A 16,934-nucleotide genomic window follows, 5' to 3' on the forward strand; every position below is an offset into this window, starting at 1 on the left:
CACCACGGTGATCTTGCCGGCCATCGCGCACATCGGGTTGAAATTGCGCGCGGTGCGGCGATAGATCAGGTTGCCGGATTTGTCGGCCTTCCACGCCTTCACGAGCGCGACGTCGGCCGTCAGCGACGGCTCGAGCACGTAGTGGCGATCGCCGAACTGGCGCGTCTCCTTGCCTTCCGCGATCACGGTGCCGTAGCCGGTATTGGTGAAGAACGCGGGGATGCCCGCGCCGCCCGCGCGCAGCTTCTCGGCCAGCGTGCCCTGCGGCGTGAATTCGAGCTCGAGTTCGCCGGCCAGGTACTGGCGCTCGAACTCCTTGTTCTCGCCGACATACGACGAGATCATCTTCTTGATCTGGCGCGTTTCCAGCAGCAGGCCGAGACCGAAGCCGTCGACACCCGCGTTGTTGCTGATGCAGGTGATGCCCTTGACGCCCGTATCGCGCAACGCGCCGATCAGCGCCTCGGGAATCCCGCACAGGCCGAAGCCGCCCACCGCGAAGGTCTGTCCGTCGCGGACGATCCCTTCCAGCGCGGCAGCCGCGCTTGGATAGACTTTGTTCATCTGTTGTCCCTTCCTCTATGGAAACCAGCGAAACCGGTTCACGCGCCCATGTGGACCGCAAGCCCGCCGCATCATTCTATGCATGCGCGGCGATGCGTGCGTCGAGGCGCGCTGTTTTTATATCGCGACGAACTGCCGCGAGATGCCTGAAAGGGTACGATGCGGCGCGGATGCGGCACAATACGCAAAAATACATAAGCGTTTGCCTCCGCTTGCCTGCGCCATGCCCGCTCTCGATTACCAGACTGCCTTCCACCTCGCGCCGCTCGGCCTCGTGATGTCGCGCGACCGCGTAATCGAGGACTGCAACGACGCGCTCGCGTCGATCTTCCGCTGCGCGCGGGCCGACCTGATCGGAAAATCGTACGAGGTGCTCTACCCGTCGACGGACGAATTCCAGCGAATCGGCGAGCGCATCTCGCGCGTGATGGCCGCGAACGGCATCTACTCGGACGACAGAATCATGAAACGGGCCGACGGCGAGCTGTTCTGGTGCCACGTGACGGGCCGCGCGCTCGACCGCACCGCGCCGCTCGCGGCCGGCGTCTGGACCTTCGAGGACTTGAGCGCGACGCGCCGCGTCGCGGTCGAACTGACTCCGCGCGAACGCGAGATCGCCGCGCAACTCGCGACCGGCAAGACCAGCAAGCAGATCGGGCGCGTGCTCGACATCAGCTCGCGCACGGTCGACATCTACCGCGCACGGCTGATGCGCAAGTACGGGACGAACAACACGCCGGAGCTGCTGCAGCGCCTGCTCGGGCAGTGAACGGACAGTGAATGGCGGCGCCCGGATGACAATCGGCCGCGCATGGCGGCCGATTCGGGCAACAACGGGCATGGCGACTCACCGGCGCGCCGGCGCCGGCCTCGCCGTATCGGCGCTCAGCCGATGTTCGTCGCGAGCGCGCGCTCGATCGTGTCGCGCAGCAGTTGCGGCAGCGGCACCGACTTGCCGAGCGCGTAGTCGACCCACACGCAGCGCGCGTTGCCGCGCGCATAGACGTGCTGCGGATCGTCCGCACGCGTGAGCTCGAAACCGGTGTCGAAGCTGCTTCGGCCGGGTTTCGCGGCCGACATCTTCGCGATCACGTCGCCCGGATAGTGCAGTTGCTTGAGGAATTCCATCGACGCCGTGACGATGACGGGCCCCTGCCCCTCGCCGTTGCCGCCGGCGATGCCGAGTTCCTCGAACCACGAGATCCGCGCCTGCTCCATGTAGCGGAAATAGACCGTGTTGTTCACGTGGCCGAACGCGTCCATGTCGCCCCAGCGGATCGGCATCGACATCTCAAAAACGGGTGAGTAATCGCTTGTTGCGCTCATTGCAGTCTTCTTTGTTGCTGAATGTCATCCGCTCAGGCGAGGCCGAAGCCGTCGTCGGCAGAGATGATCGAGCCATTGATGAACTGCGACTCGTCGGCCGCGAGCAGCAACAACAGCCCGTCGAGATCCTGCGGCTTGCCGACGCGCTTGCGCGGCAGCATCGACTGCAGCTTCTGGCCCTGCTCGGTTTCCCACAGGTAATGATTGATTTCGGTATCGATATAACCCGGACAGATCGCGTTGACGTTGATCCCGTGGCGCCCCCATTCGAGTGCCATCGCGCGCGTCATCTGCACGACCGCGGCCTTGCTCATCGCGTACAGCCCGATCTGCGGAAACACGCGCAGGCCGGCCACCGACGCGATGTTGATGATCCGGCACGGCGGCTTGCCGTTACCGTTGCCGTTCGCGCGCATGATCATCCGCTTCGCGACTTCCTGCGCGACGAAAAACGCGCCGCGCGTGTTGGTATCGAACACGAACTCGAAATCGGCCGGCGTCACGTCGACGAGCTTCTGCATCGTCGACACGCCGGAATTGTTCACGAGGATGTCGATCGTGCCGGCTTCCGTCTCCGCGTGCGCGACCGCCGCCTTGATGCTCTGGACGTCGGTGACGTCGAGCGATACGACGTGCGCGGCACCGCCTGCCGCCTCGATCTCCGCGCGCAGCTCCTTCAGGCGCTCGACGCGGCGGCTCGCGAGCACGACCTTCGCGCCGGCCTGCGACAGCACCTGCGCAAAACGCTGCCCAAGGCCGCTCGACGCGCCCGTGACCAGCGCAACCTTGCCTTCCAGATTGATCGATCGACCCATTTGCACATCCCCTTTCGATGTCATTTCGCCAGCCCGGGCAACACGGCCCGGGCGGCATAACCCTAGCACAAAAATAGAACGATCGTGCTAATCTAGACGCATGCTGTTGCGGCAAGCGTTTCGTTTCGCAGACAATACGCTCCCGAATAAAAGCATTCTAACGGTTAGAGGAACGCCAATGACCCCCGCAAGCCTCATCGAGCAATACGGCCCGCGCGAATCGATGGAATACGACGTCGTGATCGTCGGCGGCGGCCCCGCCGGGCTGTCGGCGGCGATCCGGCTCAAGCAGCTGGCCGCCGAGAAAGGCACCGAGATCGGCGTGTGCGTGCTCGAGAAGGGTTCCGAGATCGGCGCGCACATCCTGTCGGGCGCGGTGATGGACCCGCGCGCGATCACCGAGCTGTTTCCCGACTGGAAGGAACAGGGCGCGCCGCTCACCGTCGAGGTGACGGAAGACCGCTTCCTGTTCCTGTCCGAGAAGAGCGCGGTGACCACGCCGAACTGGGCGCTGCCCGAGAACTTCAAGAACCACGGCAACTACGTGATCTCGCTGGGCAACGTCACGCGCTGGCTGGGCCAGCAGGCGGAAGCCTTGGGTGTCGAGATCTTCCCGGGCTTCCCCGCAGCCGAGATTCTCTATCACGACGACGGCTCGGTGAAGGGTGTGGCGACCGGCAACATGGGCGTGGGCAAGGACGGCGAGCCGACCGAGAACTTCCAGCTCGGCATGGAGCTGCACGCGAAGTACACGCTGTTCGCCGAAGGCTGCCGCGGCCACCTCGGCCGCCAGCTGATCTCGAAGTTCAAGCTCGACGCGAACGCCGATCCGCAGGCGTACGGGATCGGCATCAAGGAGCTGTGGGAAATCGATCCCGCCAAGCACAAGCCGGGCCTCGTGATCCACACGGCCGGCTGGCCGCTGAAGTCGGATACGTACGGCGGCTCGTTCCTGTATCACATGGACAACAATCAGGTCGTGGTCGGCTTCGTGGTGGGCCTCGGCTACACGAACCCGTACCTGTCGCCGTTCGAGGAATTCCAGCGCTACAAGACGCATCCGTCGATCCGCGCGTTCCTGGAAGGCGGCAAGCGCGTGTCGTACGGCGCGCGCGCGATCACCGCGGGCGGGCTGCTGTCGCTGCCGAAGACGGTGTTCCCGGGCGGCGCGCTGATCGGCGACGACGCGGGTTTCCTGAACGCATCGCGGATCAAGGGCAGCCACGCGGCGATCAAGACCGGCATGCTGGCGGCGGACGCCGCGTTCGACGCGGTGCAGGCCGGCCGTCAGTCGGACGAACTCAACGCGTATCCGGACGCCTTCAAGCAGTCGTGGCTGTACACGGAGCTGTACCGCGCGCGCAACTTCAAGCAGTGGATGGCCAAGGGGCTGTATCTGGGCACGCTGATGGTCGGGCTGGAGCAGAAGGTGATGGGCGGCAACGTACCGTGGACGCTGCATCACCAGCACGCGGACCACGAGATGCTGAAGCCGGCGTCGCAGTGCGAGCCGATCGAGTATCCGAAGCCGGACGGCAAGCTGACGTTCGATCGGCTGTCGTCGGTGTTCATCTCGAACACGAACCACGAGGAGAACCAGCCGGCGCACCTGACGCTGAAGGATGCGAGCGTGCCGGTGAACGTGAACCTGCGCACGTACGCGGGGCCGGAGGGGCGCTTCTGCCCGGCGGCGGTGTACGAGTTCGTGAAGAACGACGACGGCAGCGATCGGCTGGTGATCAACGCGCAGAACTGCGTGCACTGCAAGACCTGCGACATCAAGGACCCGACGCAGAACATCGTGTGGGTCACGCCGGAAGGCGGCGGCGGGCCGAATTACCCGAACATGTAACCTGCCGGAACGCGCCGCCACGCGCAGCGCGTTTATTAGGGCCGCTGCAAACTGCTGCAAACGAAACGGGGCGCTGCATCACGCAGCGCCCCGTTTGCATTCGTCGCTCGATGGTCGAGACGGGGCGCCCCGCGCCCCGCCCTCTTGCGTCAGGTCGCGCTACCGGCGATCTTCGGCGTCTGCGTCTCGACGTCGCCGCACTGCGCGCGATGGCGCAATGCATGGTCGATCAGCACCAGTGCGAGCATTGACTCGGCGATCGGCGTCGCGCGGATGCCGACGCACGGATCGTGGCGACCGAAGGTTTCCACCGTAGCCTCCTCGCCGGCCTTCGTAATCGAACGGCGCGGCGTGCGAATGCTCGACGTCGGCTTGATCGCGATCGACACGGTGATGTCCTGTCCCGTCGAGATCCCGCCGAGCACGCCGCCCGCATGGTTGCCGACGAAGCCGCCCGGCGTCAGCTCGTCGCCGTGCACGGAGCCGCGTTGCGCGACGCTGTCGAAGCCCGCGCCGATCTCGACGCCCTTCACCGCGTTGATGCTCATCATCGCCTTCGCGATGTCCGCATCGAGACGGTCGAACACGGGCTCGCCCCAGCCAACCGGCACGCCCGACGCGACGACGTCGATGCGCGCGCCGATCGAATCGCCATCCTTGCGCAGCGCATCCATGTAGGCCTCGAGCGCGGGAACGACCGCCGCGTTCGGCGAGAAGAACGGATTCTCGCGCACGTGCGACCAGTCGACGAACGGCACGTCGATCTCGCCGAGGGCGCTCATGCAGCCGCGCACCTCGACGCCGAAGCGCTCGCGCAGCCACTTCTTCGCGACCGCGCCCGCGCCGACGATCGGCGCGGTCAGGCGTGCGGACGAGCGGCCGCCGCCACGGTAGTCGCGGATGCCGTACTTCTGCCAGTACGTGTAATCGGCATGGCCGGGACGGAACGTCTCGACGATGTTGCCGTAGTCCTTGCTGCGCTGGTCGGTGTTACGGATCAGCAGCGCGATCGGCGTGCCGGTCGTCACGCCTTCGAACACGCCGGACAGGATCTCGACCTCGTCGGCCTCCTGCCGTTGCGTCACGTGTCGCGACGTGCCGGGCTTGCGGCGATCGAGCTCGACCTGGATGTCGGCTTCGGTCAGCCCCATCCCCGGCGGGCAGCCGTCGATCACGCAGCCGATCGCGGGACCGTGCGATTCGCCGAAGGTCGTGACAGTGAAAAGCGTGCCGAGGGTATTGCCGGACATGATGGAACCGCCCAAAGAGAAATGGGCAAACCGATGCGCCGCCCGGGCCGCAGGCAGGTCGATCGTTTGCCGGTCGAGAAAAAGAGGTAAGCCGCTATTATGCCAGCCGTCCCGAGAGCGCGTGCCGCGTGAGACGCAGGCCGGGCGCACGGTACATGCACGCGCAGCCCGGGCGGTGCGGCCGGAAGCCCGTTCCGGCCCGCTTGCAGGCGAAATACTCGTCTGGCGCGATACCGGCGGGCACCCCGCCCACCTACTTCCGCGCGCCACGCAGCTCGGTCACCGCGGCCTGCAGCGATTCGGGCGTCGCGACCGACGCCGGAATCGGCTCGCCGACCGCCAGCGTCAGCCGGCTCATCACGCCGCGCTTGATGGGCCGCGGCATCCGCGCATCGGAATGCCGCGAAAAATAGCTGCCCCACAATCCGCGCAGCGCCATCGGAATCACCGGCGCCGGCGTGCGGCTCAGGATCTCGGTGATGCCGTGGTGGAACGTGTTGATGTCGCCCGTCTTCGTCAGCTTGCCCTCGGGGAAGATACACACGAGTTCACCGTCCTTCAGCGCGGCCTCGCAGGCGTCGTAGGCGCGCGCGAGCATCCCGGGATCCTCGTGGCGCGGCGCGATCGGGATCGCCTTCGCATGCCGGAACACCCAGCTCGCGAAGCGCGTCTTGAAGATCCGGTGATCCATCACGAAACGGATCGGGCGCGGACTCGCGGCGGCCAGCACGAGCGCATCGACATAGCTGACATGGTTGCAGACGAGCACGGCCGCGCCCTCCGCCGGGATCCGCTCCGCGTGCACGAGGCGAATCCGGTAGAAAGTGTGCACGAGCACCCACGCGACGAAGCGCAGCAGGAACTCGGGCACGAGCAGGTAGATATACGCCGCGACGATGACGTTCAGCAGCGCGGTGACGAGGAACAGGCCCGGGATGCCGACGCCGGCCTTGGTCAGCCCCATCGCCATCACGGCCGACAGGATCATGAACAGCGCGTTCAGGATGTTGTTCGCGGCGATGATCCGCGCACGGTGCGTCGGTGCGCTGCGGCTCTGGATCAGCGCGTACAGCGGTACGCTGTAGAAGCCGCCGAACATCGCGAGCAGGAACAGGTCGGCGAGGATGCGCCAGTGGCGCGCGCCGGCCAGGAATTCGCCGACCGACAGCAGGTGGCCGGGCGACGGCAGCGCGTGGCTCGCGAAATACAGCTCGATCGCGAACACGCTGATGCCGATCGAGCCGAGCGGCACGAGGCCGATCTCGACGCGCCGCTGCGACAGGCGCTCGCACAGCAGCGAACCGAGGCCGATGCCGACCGAGAACGTCGCGAGCAGGATCGTAACGACGTCGGGGCTCGCGGACAGCACGTCCTTCGCGAAATTGAAGAACGACGTGAGGAATGTCGCGCCGACGAACCACAGCCACGAGATGCCGAGCAGGCTCAGGAACACGGTGCGGTTCTGCCGCGCGAGCCCGAGGTTGCGCCAGGTCTCGCTGAACGGATTCCAGTTGATCACGAGATCGGGCTGCGGCGCCGGCGTGGACGGCACGCGCTGCGCGACGAGCCGCCCCGCGAGCGCGATGACGACGACGCTCACCGCGAGCACGCGCTCGCCGCTGCCTTCGATGCCAGCGGCCGCGCCACCGATGATCGTGCCGATCAGGATCGCGATGAACGTGCCCATCTCGACGAGACCGTTGCCGCCGACCAGTTCGTGTTCGCCGAGATGCTGCGGCAGGTACGAATACTTGACGGGCCCGAACAGCGTCGAATGCATCCCCATCATGAACGTGCACAGATACAGCAGGGTCGCGCTGTGCATGACGAAGCCGGCCGCGCCGACCAGCATCAGCACGATCTCGAAGGTCTTCACGAAGCGCGTGAGGGTCGCCTTGTCGTACTTGTCGGCGATCTGGCCGGACGTCGCCGAGAACAGCACGAACGGCAGGATGAAGATCGCGGAAATCAGGAATGCGGCAGTCTTCGCGTCGACGCCGGAGAATCGTGCGGTGTGATAGGTGACGAGCGACGTGAAGCCGATCTTGAAGACGTTGTCGTTCAGCGCACCGAGGAACTGGGTCGTGAAGAACGGTGCGAAACGGCGCTCGCGCAGCAGGTCGAACTGCGATGCGTGGGCGCGCCGTTCGTCGCGCCGCCCCGAAGTGGCTTGCGTTTGATCGCTCATGCGGAATACGCGCGCGTCGTCTTGGCGAAGCTGCGCGGGCCTTGTTGTGTTGTCGTTGAAAAAACGGCGGCGCAGGACAAACCTGCGCCGCCGCGTGCCGGATGGCGACGCCCGCGCGTCAGGGCGCAGGGCGCGGCGTGGTTCACGGCTTGTGCGCTTCGGCTTCCGATTCCGGCCAGTCGCGGATGTACGCCTTCAGCATCCGGTTCTCGAAGCTCTGCGCCTCGACGACCGTCTTCGCGACGTCGTAGAACGAAATGACGCCCATCAGCACCTTCTTGTCGAGCACGGGCATGTAGCGCGCGTGCCGCTCGAGCATCATCCGGCGCACTTCGTTGACGTCCGTTTCCGGCGTGCACGTGAGCGGCTCGTCCATCACCTTGCGCACCTGCACGTCGCCGATCGCACCGCCGTTGACGTGCAGGCGCAGGATGATTTCGCGGAACGTCAGCATCCCGACGAGATCGCCGTACTCCATCACGACGAGCGAACCGATGTCGTGCTCGGCCATCGTATCGACCGCTTCGCGCAGCGGCTTATCGGGCGTCACCGTAAACAGCGTGTTGCCCTTCACTTTCAGAATATCGCTGACGCGCATCGTAGTCCCCTCATGCTTGAATGCAAAACCTCTTTCGATCCTATCGGAAAGCCTGTCAAAAGGAAAGCACGGGCCGGCGCGGCGGGCCGCCCCGCTTGCGGACACCGGCCGCCGGCCGCACAATGGCCGCATGAACAGCGGCCCGAGGAGACGGCCATGGCGCATACCCATTCGGAGCAATTCGCCAGCTTCGCTGATTTCTACCCGTATTACCTGAACGAACACCAGAACCCGACGTCGCGGCGGCTGCACTTCATCGGCTCGCTCGGCGTGATCGGCTGCGTCGCGATGGCGATCGCGACAGGCAACTGGCTGTGGCTGCCGGCGGCTGTCGTCTGCGGCTACGGGTTCGCGTGGGTCGGACACTTCTTCTTCGAGAAGAATCGTCCGGCCACGTTCCGGCACCCGATCTACAGCCTGATGGGCGACTGGGTGATGTTCAAGGACATCTGCATCGGCAAGATTTCGCTGTAGCCGCCGGCCCCGCATTCACGCGGGCCGCGGCGGCCGCGCATGCGGGTCGGGCACGCCGTCCGGCGCCTGCCCGGGGATGCTCGCCGGCTGTGCGCCCGCGAGCCGGTGCGCGGCGATCAGCGACGCGAGCGACACGTCGAACCGCTCGTTCGACAGCACCTCGAGCAGCGCCGCACCGTCGACATGGCTGCGCCGCCGCTGCAACTGGTAAGTCAGCTCCGTGCGGTCGATCACCAGCACGTCGAACAGTTGCGCCAGGGTCAACTGCTCCGGGTTCGCCAGCAGGACATAGCGCGGCGCGGCATCGCCGCCGTCCAGCCGCGCGACCCATTCGCGTTCCTCCATGGTCGTCAGCAGCCGTTGCGCGGTTTCCATGTCGCAGCGCAGCATGGCCGCAAGCCGCAGCGCCGCGTACCCGGGCTTGCCGGCCGCGCGCGCCTCGGCAAGCCGCGCGAGCAGTTCGAGCGCATCGAGCAGGTCGCTGCCCGGATAATGGATGCGATGGAACTGGCCGACGCGGATCGCCGGCAGCGCGGAGGTCACCATCGCACCGAGAAGCGCGACAAACCAGCTGAGATACACCCACAGCAGGAACACCGGCAGCGCCGCGAATGCGCCGTACACGGCCGTATAGGTCGGAATGCGCCGCACGTAGTAGCCGAAGCCGCGCTTCGCGAGCTCGAACGCAACGGCCGCGAACAGCCCGCCGATCACCGCGTCGCGCCATGCGACCGTGCAGTTCGGCAGGTACACGTACAGCAGCGTGAACGCGAGAACCGTCAACGGCAGCGATGCAAGCGCGAGCAGCCACTCGACGATCGACGTGGACGGCGCGGCGCCGGTGAACGCCAGCGACTGCGTAAACAGGTACGACGAGATCGACAGGCTCACGCCGAACAGCAGCGGGCCGAGCGTGATCAGCGCCCAGTACGCGAGCACGCGCTGCGCGAACGGCCGCGGCTTGCGCACCCGCCAGATCAGGTTGAACGCCGATTCGATCGTCATCATCGTCATCACCGACGTGACGACAAGCACGATCAGGCCGGCCGTCGTCAGCCCCTTGGCCTTCGACGCGAACTGGTTCAGGTACTTGAAGATCTGGATGTTGAACTGCGCGGGCATCAGATGATCCGCGAGGAACCCCTGCAGCGACAGCTGGAACGACGCGAACATCGGGAACGCGGTGAACAGCGCGAACGCGACCGTCACGAGCGGCACGAGCGCCAGCATCGTCGTGAACGTAAGGCTGCCCGCTACTTGCGGGATGCGATCCTCGGCGCTGCGCCGGGCCGCGAACTGCGCGAGGCGCTTGAGGGTGTCGAGATCGACGCTCAACTTCGGCAAACGGCTTCTCCTTCTTGATGTCGCGCGCCTCACGGCGCGCCGCCGCCGCGCTGCGCAACGGCTTCAGCCCCTATAATAGCCGCTCGATCCAGCAGGGGCCGACTGCACCGGGCACGCGCGCGGCCGCACGCGGTTCCGTAGCCCATGAAAGACATCCTCGTCCTCTATTACAGCCGTCACGGCGCCACGCGCGATCTCGCGCTCGCGATCGCCAACGGCATCGACAGCGTGCCGGGCATGCAGGCACGCATCCGCACCGTGCCGCCCGTGTCGACGGTCTGCGAAGCCAGCGCCCCCGACATTCCCGCCGACGGTCCGCCCTATGCGGAACTGCGCGACCTCGAGGAATGCGCGGGCCTCGCGCTCGGCTCGCCGACCCGCTTCGGCAACATGGCCGCCGCGCTCAAGTATTTCCTCGACGGCACGACGCCGCAATGGCTGTCGGGCGCGCTGACCGGCAAGCCGGCGAGCGTGTTCACGTCGACCGGCAGCCTGCACGGCGGCCAGGAATCGACGCTGCTGTCGATGATGCTGCCGCTGCTGCATCACGGGATGATGATCGTCGGGATCCCGTACACCGAATCCGCGCTCAGCACGACCCGCACCGGCGGCACGCCGTACGGCGCGTCGCATGTCGCGCAGCACGGCCGCGCCGACCCCGAAGGGCTGTCGGCGGACGAAAAGGCGCTCGCTGCCGCGCTCGGCGTGCGGCTCGCACGCGCGGCGGCCGCCCTCTCCAACGCCCAGGCCGTCGAAGCCGCATGAACGCGCCCGTCCGCCCCGCCGTCGCTGCCCGGCCGCACTGCGCGCTGGCCGCCGTCGCGTGCCTCGTCGCACTGATCGCGCTGTCGCTCGCGTGGGAGCTGTGGCTCGCGCCGCTGCGCCCGGGCGGCTCCGCGCTGATGCTGAAGGCCGTGCCGCTCGCGCTCGCACTGCCCGGCGTCTGGCGGCGTAACATCTATACGATGCAGTGGGCGAGCATGCTGATTCTCGTCTATTTCGCCGAAGGCATCGTGCGCGGCATGTCCGATCGCGGGTTGTCCGCGACGCTCGGCTGGTGCGAGACCGCGCTTGCCGTCGGCTTCTTCGTGGCGGCGCTGGCGTACGTCGCGCCGTTCAAGCGCGCGGCGAAAAAGTCGCGCGCCGCGTCCTGACCCTTACGCGACAAGGTGATGATGTCCTCCGAAGCTTTCGTTTCCGCGTGCCGCGACGCGATCGGCGCCGACCACGTGCTGACCGATCCGCACGATACCGAACCATTCCTGACCGACTGGCGCCGCCGCTACAAGGGTGCCGCGTGCGCGGTGCTGAAACCCGCGAACACGGCCGAAGTCGCCGCGCTCGTCAAGCTGGCCAACGCGCACGGCATCGCGCTCGTGCCGCAAGGCGGCAACACGGGCCTCGCCGGCGGCGCGACGCCCGACGCGAGCGGCAGCCAGGCCGTGCTGAGCGTCGCGCGCCTGAACCGCGTGCGCGCGCTCGATCCGCACAACAACACGATCACCGTCGAAGCCGGCGTGATCCTCGCCGACGTACAGGCACGCGCTCGTGAAGGCGGCCGGCTGTTCGCGCTGAGCCTCGCGGCGGAAGGCAGCTGCACGATCGGCGGCAACCTGTCGACCAATGCCGGCGGCACCGCGGTGCTGCGCTACGGCAACGCGCGCGAGCTGTGCCTCGGGCTCGAGGTCGTGACGCCGCAGGGCGAGATCTGGGACGGCCTGCGCGGGCTGCGCAAGGACAACACCGGCTACGACCTGCGCGACCTGTTCATCGGCGCGGAAGGCACGCTCGGGATCATTACCGCTGCCGTGATGAAGCTGCATCCGCTGCCGGCCGCCCAGGTCACGGCGCTCGCCGCGCTCGAATCGCCGCACGCGGCACTCGACTTCCTCGCGCTCGCGCAGCGCGCGGCCGGGCCGCTGCTGACCGGCTTCGAGCTGATGTCGGATTTCTGCATGCAACTGGTCGGCAAGCACTACCCGCAACTGCGCTACCCGTTCGCGCACACGCATTCGCAGACGGTGCTGCTCGAACTGTCCGACAACGAAAGCGAAGCGCATGCGCGCGCGCTGTTCGAGAAACTGATGGAAGAAGCGTTCGAGGCCGGGCTCGTGGTCGACGCGGTGGTCGCGGAAAATCTCGCGCAGTCGCGCGCGTTCTGGGACCTGCGCGAGCACATCCCGCTCGCGCAGGCCGACGAGGGGCTCAACATCAAGCACGACATCGCGGTGCCGATCTCGTCGGTCGCGCGGTTCATCGACGAGACCGACGCGGCGATCCAGCAGGCCGCGCCGGGCGCGCGGATGGTCACGTTCGGCCACCTCGGCGACGGCAACCTCCACTACAACGTGCAGATGCCCGAAGGCGGCGATCCGAAGGCGTTCCTCGCCGCGTTCCAGGCGCCGATCAACCGGATCGTCTACGACAACGTGCACCGCCACCACGGCACGATCAGCGCGGAACACGGGATCGGCCAGTTGAAGATCGACGACGCGCAGCGCTACAAGTCGCCGGTCGAAACGACGTTGATGCGCACGCTGAAAACCGCGCTCGACCCGCGCGGCCTGATGAATCCCGGCAAGGTCCTGCGCTGAAGCCGCCCACTCCGGAGCGAAGCCCGTGAAAGTCCGCGTACTGTCCGACCTGCATCTCGAAAGCAACCAGCCCGACGTGATCGCGCATGCCGACGCGGATCTCGTCGTGCTCGCCGGCGACATCCACAATCACGCGGAAGGCCTGCGCTGGGCCGCCGAGACGTTCGACCCGGCCGTGCCGGTGATCTACGTGCCGGGCAACCACGAGTACTACGACGGGGAATTCGGCGCGCTGGAGGCGGCGATGCGCGACGCGGCGCATGCGCTCGACAACGTGCATTACCTGAACAACGGCATCTATGTCGATCCCGAACAGCGCTTCCGCGTGCTCGGCACGACGCTGTGGGCCGATTTCTCGCTGTTCGGCAGCGACGAAGCCAGCATCGCCGCCGCAATCGACGCCGGGCTGCGCGTGATGCTCGATTTCAAGGGATTGATCCAGGTGAACTGGCCGCACGACGCGGCGCTGCATGCGGCACCGGGCGCGGCGGAGCGGGATTTCTCGCCGGCCGATGCGATCGCGCTGCATCGGCAAGGCCGCGCGTGGCTGGAAGCGCAGCTCGCGGTGCCGTTCGCGGGGCGGACGATCGTCGTCACCCATCATGCGCCGCACCGGCGCTCGCTGGCGGAACGCTATGCGCAAGACCTTGCGTCGGCGGGGTTCATCACGGATATGGCGGAACTCGTGCGGCCGCCGGTGGATTTGTGGATCCACGGCCACACGCATACGTCATTCGACTATGTTGCGGAGGGCGGCACACGCGTGGTGTGCAATCCGCGCGGCTACATCCGTCGGCGCACCGGCGAACTGGAAAATACCGCGTTCGTGTGGGACAAGGTCGTCGAGCTCGGCTGAACGCCGGCCCGCCCGGCCGCGTTGCGCGGCCTTCTCCGACCGGGGCTGATATGGGCTGATATGGCCCGATCAGCGGTCGCTGCGGCGCGATCCGTGCTGCGCCGCGCGCACGCGCACCGGCACCGGCTTCATCCGTGCCTTCGCCTTCATCGCGCGCAGCAGGTCGCGGGTCGCCGCGGCGGCAGCGGCCGCGCCAAGCAGGACTCCAAGGCCGATCATCAGGTGCGTGTCCATTGCTACTCCGGGGTGACGTATCTCGATTACTTTAACAGTATCAAACTGTCCGACACGCGTTCGTAAAAAAATGTTGCGTGAAGGACAAATCTCGTCAGATTGCGGTCAACCGCGCGGTCATGTCGCACGCGTGTACTGCTCGAGCGCGGCTTCGTCGGCGGCGAGCGTGGACGGCAACTCGTCGCGCAGGAAATCGACCCAGGTACGGATTTTCGCGTCGAGGTACTGACGCGACGGATACAGCGCGTAGATGTTCATCACGTGCGACCGGTACTCGGGCATCACGCGCACGATATGCCCGCTGCGCAGCCAGCCGATCGCCGAATAAAGCGGCAGCCCGCCGATCCCCATCCCCTCCCGCACGGCCACCGCGAGCGCCTCGGCGACGTTCACGCGAAACGGCGGCGCCGTGATCGGAACGACCTCTTCGCCGTTCGGCCCCGCCAGCGCCCATTCGTCGTAGTGAAAGCCCGGCGCGACCATCCCGAGGCACACGTGCTGCGCGAGATCCGCCGGCCGTTGCGGCACGCCGTGCGCCTCGACGTAGCCGGGCGACGCGCACACGACGCTGTAGCTCTCGCCGAGCCGCTGCGACACGAGCCCCGAATCGGGCAGGTCGCGGCCGACGACGATTGCAACGTCGTACCCCTCGTCGAGCAGGTCGGGCATCCGCTGCGCGAGCGTCAGCTCGACGTGCACGTCCGGATAGCGCTCGCGATAGCGCGCGACGGCCGGCACCAGGTAGTGCTGGCCGAGGCTCGTGAAGCAATGGACCTTCAGCTTGCCGGACGGGCGCGCGTGCGCGTCGCCGGCCTCGGCTTCGGCCTGGTCGACGTACGCGAGGATCTGCTCGCAGCGCTGCAGGTAGCGCTCGCCGGCTTCGGTCAGCGCGATCCGGCGCGTCGTGCGGTTCAGGAGGCGCGTGCGCAGGTGCGCCTCGAGATCCGAGACCGCGCGCGACGCATAGGCGGTGGTCGAATTCATCTGCTGGGCGGCCGCGGTAAAGCTCCCCGCGTCGACCACGCGGACGAATACCCGCATGTTTTGTAACGTATCCATCCGATTACCCGTTTGAATCCGGACGGATTGTTGCACAGAGGCGAACAAGTATTGTCTCAGGATTCGTAAAAATGACTTGCACCGTTGTTCGTTTATTCAGGAATCACTGAAAAATATAATCGCATCCGACTCATCTATATCCGAAAGGGAGAAAATCGTGCAGTCTCCGGCGACAAAAGGGACGCTCGCACTGGCGGTTCTTGCAGTCTCATTAATAATGGCCGGATGCGCGAGCATGGGCGACAACAAGCCGCAGTCGGCCCGCATCGAAGCGAACGCGCTCGACGCCGGCGCCGCGATCCGAGCGGCCGACCGCGACGCGGGCTGGCCCGCGGCCGACTGGTGGCGCGCCTACCGCGATCCGCAGCTCGATTCCTGGATCGCCGCCGCCCAGGCCGGCAACCCGACGCTCGCAGCCGCCGAGGCACGCGTGCGCGAAGCGCAGGCGATGGCGCGCGTCGCCCGCTCTGCCGAACTGCCGCAGATCAACGGCAACCTGTCGCTGATGCGCGAGCACTGGCCCGACAACGTGTTCTACGGCCCGGGACCGCTCGCGAACGCGGACACCTGGAACAACACCGGCACGCTCGGCCTGTCGTACCACCTCGACCTGTGGGGCAAGGACAAGAACACGACCGAGCGCGCGCTCGACACCGCGCATGCGAGCGCCGCCGACGCGCGCGCGGCGAAGCTCGAACTCGAAGTCAACGTCGTGCGCGCGTATGTCGGCATGTCGATGAACTATGCGCTGCTCGACCTCGCGCACGAAACGTTCGAACGCCAGCGCTCGCTCGCCGAGCTCGCGCGCAAGCGGCTGCAGGCCGGCCTCGGCACGCAGCTCGAAGTGAGCCAGGCGGAATCGACGCTGCCCGACTACGAGCGCCAGATCGACAGCTATGAAGAAGCGATCCAGCTCGCGCGCCACCAGCTCGCCGCACTGGCCGGCAAGGGCCCGGGCGCCGGCGACGCGATCAAGCGGCCGCAGCTTGCGCTCGACGCGCCGGCCGGCCTGCCGTCGGCGCTGCCGGCCGACCTGCTCGGCCGCCGCCCCGATGTGGTCGCGGCGCGCTGGACGGTCGACGCGCAGGCGCGCGGCATCGATGTCGCGAAGGCCTCGTTCTACCCGAACATCGACCTGCTGGCGACGGTCGGCGGCTTCGGCGTGACCGCGCCGTTCACCGACTTCCTGCGCGCGATGAACGGCGGCTGGACGGCCGGCCCCGCGCTGTCGCTGCCGATCTTCGAAGGCGGCCGGCTGCGCGCGCAGCTCGGCGCGGCGAATGCCGGCTACGACCAGGCGGTCGAGCGCTACAACCAGACGATCGTCGGTGCGCTCAAGGACATCGCCGATCAGGTCGTGCGAATCCGCTCGCTCGATACGCAGAAGAAGGACGCCGCGCGTTCGGTGGCCGCCAACGACCGCAGCTACCAGTTGTCGCGCGAGGGCTTCCGCCGCGGGCTGACCGATTACGTGAACGTGCTGATCGCGCAACAGCAGCTGCTGCGCGCGCAGGAGACGGCGGCCCGCATCGATGCGGAACGCCTCGCCGCGCACGCGCAGCTGATGGCCGCGCTCGGCGGCGGCGTCGAGACGGGCAAAGACGTTCCGGCGGACGACCAACCCGCCGACGGCGCCAACCCGTCGGGCGCGAAGCCCGCGGCGGCCGTTGCCCGGCCCGCGCAGGTCGCCGCTGCCGGCACGTCCGGCACGTCCGGCACGTCCGGCACGTCCGGCACGTCCGGCACGTCCGGCACGTCGGCCGCACGGTAACGCGGAGCG

Annotated in this window: 17 protein-coding genes; 8 read left to right on the plus strand and 9 right to left on the minus strand. The window is 67.1% G+C overall.

Annotation, left to right across the window (positions count from 1 at the left end; translation table 11 throughout):
- Window positions 1-564: CoA transferase subunit A (locus BT264_RS33040; protein WP_143156752.1), on the minus strand; the 564-nt coding region annotated here is incomplete at its 3' end.
- 223 nt (window positions 565-787) lie between these two features.
- Between BT264_RS33040 and BT264_RS33045 the strand changes: the two genes are divergently transcribed.
- Entirely contained in the window at window positions 788-1,333 is a 546-nt protein-coding gene (locus BT264_RS33045; RefSeq protein WP_072444303.1) for a LuxR C-terminal-related transcriptional regulator, read from the plus strand.
- Between the two features lie 116 nt (window positions 1,334-1,449).
- Here BT264_RS33045 and BT264_RS33050 read toward each other — a convergent pair whose 3' ends face one another.
- Together BT264_RS33050 and BT264_RS33055 are read right to left on the minus strand one after the other, a co-directional pair.
- On the minus strand, window positions 1,450-1,890 hold the full coding sequence (locus BT264_RS33050) for an acyl-CoA thioesterase (protein ID WP_047900500.1): 441 nt from the start codon (window positions 1,888-1,890) through the stop codon (window positions 1,450-1,452).
- Window positions 1,891-1,922: 32 nt separating this feature from the next.
- On the minus strand, window positions 1,923-2,705 hold the full coding sequence (locus BT264_RS33055) for an SDR family oxidoreductase (RefSeq protein WP_072444305.1): 783 nt from the start codon (window positions 2,703-2,705) through the stop codon (window positions 1,923-1,925).
- Window positions 2,706-2,883: 178 nt separating this feature from the next.
- On the opposite strand from BT264_RS33055, the gene BT264_RS33060 reads away from it, so the two are divergent.
- Entirely contained in the window at window positions 2,884-4,557 is a 1,674-nt protein-coding gene (locus BT264_RS33060; RefSeq protein WP_072444307.1) for an electron transfer flavoprotein-ubiquinone oxidoreductase, read from the plus strand.
- A gap of 149 nt (window positions 4,558-4,706) precedes the next feature.
- On the opposite strand, the gene aroC is transcribed toward BT264_RS33060, so the two are convergent.
- The 3 genes from aroC to BT264_RS33075 all read right to left on the minus strand — a co-directional run bounded on the left by aroC (window position 4,707) and on the right by BT264_RS33075 (window position 8,593).
- Window positions 4,707-5,807 carry a chorismate synthase gene (gene aroC / locus BT264_RS33065; RefSeq protein WP_072444308.1) on the minus strand — a complete coding sequence of 367 codons (1,101 nt, stop codon included), beginning with the start codon at window positions 5,805-5,807 and terminating at the stop codon, window positions 4,707-4,709.
- A gap of 253 nt (window positions 5,808-6,060) precedes the next feature.
- Complete coding sequence (locus BT264_RS33070; RefSeq protein WP_072444310.1) at window positions 6,061-7,995, minus strand: MFS transporter; 1,935 nt, start codon at window positions 7,993-7,995, stop codon at window positions 6,061-6,063.
- A gap of 142 nt (window positions 7,996-8,137) precedes the next feature.
- Window positions 8,138-8,593, minus strand: coding sequence for a CBS domain-containing protein (locus tag BT264_RS33075; protein ID WP_006488504.1), 456 nt, complete (start codon window positions 8,591-8,593; stop codon window positions 8,138-8,140).
- A 156-nt stretch (window positions 8,594-8,749) separates the two neighbouring features.
- Between BT264_RS33075 and BT264_RS33080 the strand changes: the two genes are divergently transcribed.
- Window positions 8,750-9,067 carry an Mpo1-like protein gene (locus BT264_RS33080; protein WP_072444312.1) on the plus strand — a complete coding sequence of 106 codons (318 nt, stop codon included), beginning with the start codon at window positions 8,750-8,752 and terminating at the stop codon, window positions 9,065-9,067.
- Between the two features lie 15 nt (window positions 9,068-9,082).
- On the opposite strand, the gene BT264_RS33085 is transcribed toward BT264_RS33080, so the two are convergent.
- Window positions 9,083-10,411 (minus strand): YihY family inner membrane protein, encoded by a 1,329-nt coding sequence (locus tag BT264_RS33085; protein ID WP_072444314.1) that lies wholly within the window; start codon window positions 10,409-10,411, stop codon window positions 9,083-9,085.
- A 144-nt stretch (window positions 10,412-10,555) separates the two neighbouring features.
- Between BT264_RS33085 and wrbA the strand changes: the two genes are divergently transcribed.
- From wrbA to BT264_RS33105, 4 genes are read left to right on the plus strand one after another with little or no spacing between them, the layout of a single operon-like run.
- On the plus strand, window positions 10,556-11,176 hold the full coding sequence (gene wrbA, locus BT264_RS33090) for an NAD(P)H:quinone oxidoreductase (RefSeq protein WP_072444316.1): 621 nt from the start codon (window positions 10,556-10,558) through the stop codon (window positions 11,174-11,176).
- Window positions 11,173-11,565 carry a DUF2069 domain-containing protein gene (locus BT264_RS33095; protein ID WP_072444318.1) on the plus strand — a complete coding sequence of 131 codons (393 nt, stop codon included), beginning with the start codon at window positions 11,173-11,175 and terminating at the stop codon, window positions 11,563-11,565. Before wrbA ends, BT264_RS33095 begins: the two co-directional genes overlap by 4 nt.
- Before the next feature lie 18 nt (window positions 11,566-11,583).
- Window positions 11,584-13,005, plus strand: a complete 1,422-nt coding sequence (locus BT264_RS33100) for an FAD-binding oxidoreductase (protein ID WP_072444320.1) — start codon at window positions 11,584-11,586, stop codon at window positions 13,003-13,005.
- A gap of 25 nt (window positions 13,006-13,030) precedes the next feature.
- The gene (locus BT264_RS33105) at window positions 13,031-13,861 is read left to right on the plus strand and encodes a metallophosphoesterase (protein ID WP_072444322.1); all 831 of its coding nucleotides are present in this window, start codon (window positions 13,031-13,033) and stop codon (window positions 13,859-13,861) included.
- A 69-nt stretch (window positions 13,862-13,930) separates the two neighbouring features.
- Here the strand turns inward: BT264_RS33105 and BT264_RS39405 are convergent, their stop codons facing one another.
- Together BT264_RS39405 and BT264_RS33110 are read right to left on the minus strand one after the other, a co-directional pair.
- On the minus strand, window positions 13,931-14,095 hold the full coding sequence (locus BT264_RS39405; protein WP_165948056.1) for a hypothetical protein: 165 nt from the start codon (window positions 14,093-14,095) through the stop codon (window positions 13,931-13,933).
- Between the two features lie 117 nt (window positions 14,096-14,212).
- Complete coding sequence (locus BT264_RS33110; RefSeq protein ID WP_072444324.1) at window positions 14,213-15,154, minus strand: LysR family transcriptional regulator; 942 nt, start codon at window positions 15,152-15,154, stop codon at window positions 14,213-14,215.
- A gap of 157 nt (window positions 15,155-15,311) precedes the next feature.
- Here BT264_RS33110 and BT264_RS33115 point away from each other — a divergent pair, with 157 nt between their 5' ends.
- Window positions 15,312-16,925 carry an efflux transporter outer membrane subunit gene (locus tag BT264_RS33115; protein WP_072444326.1) on the plus strand — a complete coding sequence of 538 codons (1,614 nt, stop codon included), beginning with the start codon at window positions 15,312-15,314 and terminating at the stop codon, window positions 16,923-16,925.
- Window positions 16,926-16,934: the final 9 nt, after the last annotated feature.

It is taken from the genome of Burkholderia sp. NFPP32, from assembly GCF_900119325.1.
Taxonomy (GTDB): Bacteria; Pseudomonadota; Gammaproteobacteria; order Burkholderiales; family Burkholderiaceae; genus Burkholderia; species Burkholderia pyrrocinia_C.

What these genes read in the sequence shown, in the direction of transcription:
- BT264_RS33055 (WP_072444305.1), bottom strand. Translation starts at nt 2,705, where the DNA reads ATGGGTCGATCGATCAATCTGGAAGGCAAGGTTGCGCTGGTCACGGGC.
- BT264_RS33075 (WP_006488504.1), bottom strand. Translation starts at nt 8,593, where the DNA reads ATGCGCGTCAGCGATATTCTGAAAGTGAAGGGCAACACGCTGTTTACG.
- BT264_RS33110 (WP_072444324.1), bottom strand. Translation starts at nt 15,154, where the DNA reads ATGGATACGTTACAAAACATGCGGGTATTCGTCCGCGTGGTCGACGCG.
- BT264_RS33060 (WP_072444307.1), top strand. Translation starts at nt 2,884, where the DNA reads ATGACCCCCGCAAGCCTCATCGAGCAATACGGCCCGCGCGAATCGATG.
- wrbA (WP_072444316.1), top strand. Translation starts at nt 10,556, where the DNA reads ATGAAAGACATCCTCGTCCTCTATTACAGCCGTCACGGCGCCACGCGC.
- BT264_RS33045 (WP_072444303.1), top strand. Translation starts at nt 788, where the DNA reads ATGCCCGCTCTCGATTACCAGACTGCCTTCCACCTCGCGCCGCTCGGC.
- BT264_RS33100 (WP_072444320.1), top strand. Translation starts at nt 11,584, where the DNA reads ATGATGTCCTCCGAAGCTTTCGTTTCCGCGTGCCGCGACGCGATCGGC.
- BT264_RS33050 (WP_047900500.1), bottom strand. Translation starts at nt 1,890, where the DNA reads ATGAGCGCAACAAGCGATTACTCACCCGTTTTTGAGATGTCGATGCCG.
- BT264_RS33070 (WP_072444310.1), bottom strand. Translation starts at nt 7,995, where the DNA reads ATGAGCGATCAAACGCAAGCCACTTCGGGGCGGCGCGACGAACGGCGC.
- BT264_RS39405 (WP_165948056.1), bottom strand. Translation starts at nt 14,095, where the DNA reads ATGGACACGCACCTGATGATCGGCCTTGGAGTCCTGCTTGGCGCGGCC.
- BT264_RS33095 (WP_072444318.1), top strand. Translation starts at nt 11,173, where the DNA reads ATGAACGCGCCCGTCCGCCCCGCCGTCGCTGCCCGGCCGCACTGCGCG.
- BT264_RS33080 (WP_072444312.1), top strand. Translation starts at nt 8,750, where the DNA reads ATGGCGCATACCCATTCGGAGCAATTCGCCAGCTTCGCTGATTTCTAC.
- aroC (WP_072444308.1), bottom strand. Translation starts at nt 5,807, where the DNA reads ATGTCCGGCAATACCCTCGGCACGCTTTTCACTGTCACGACCTTCGGC.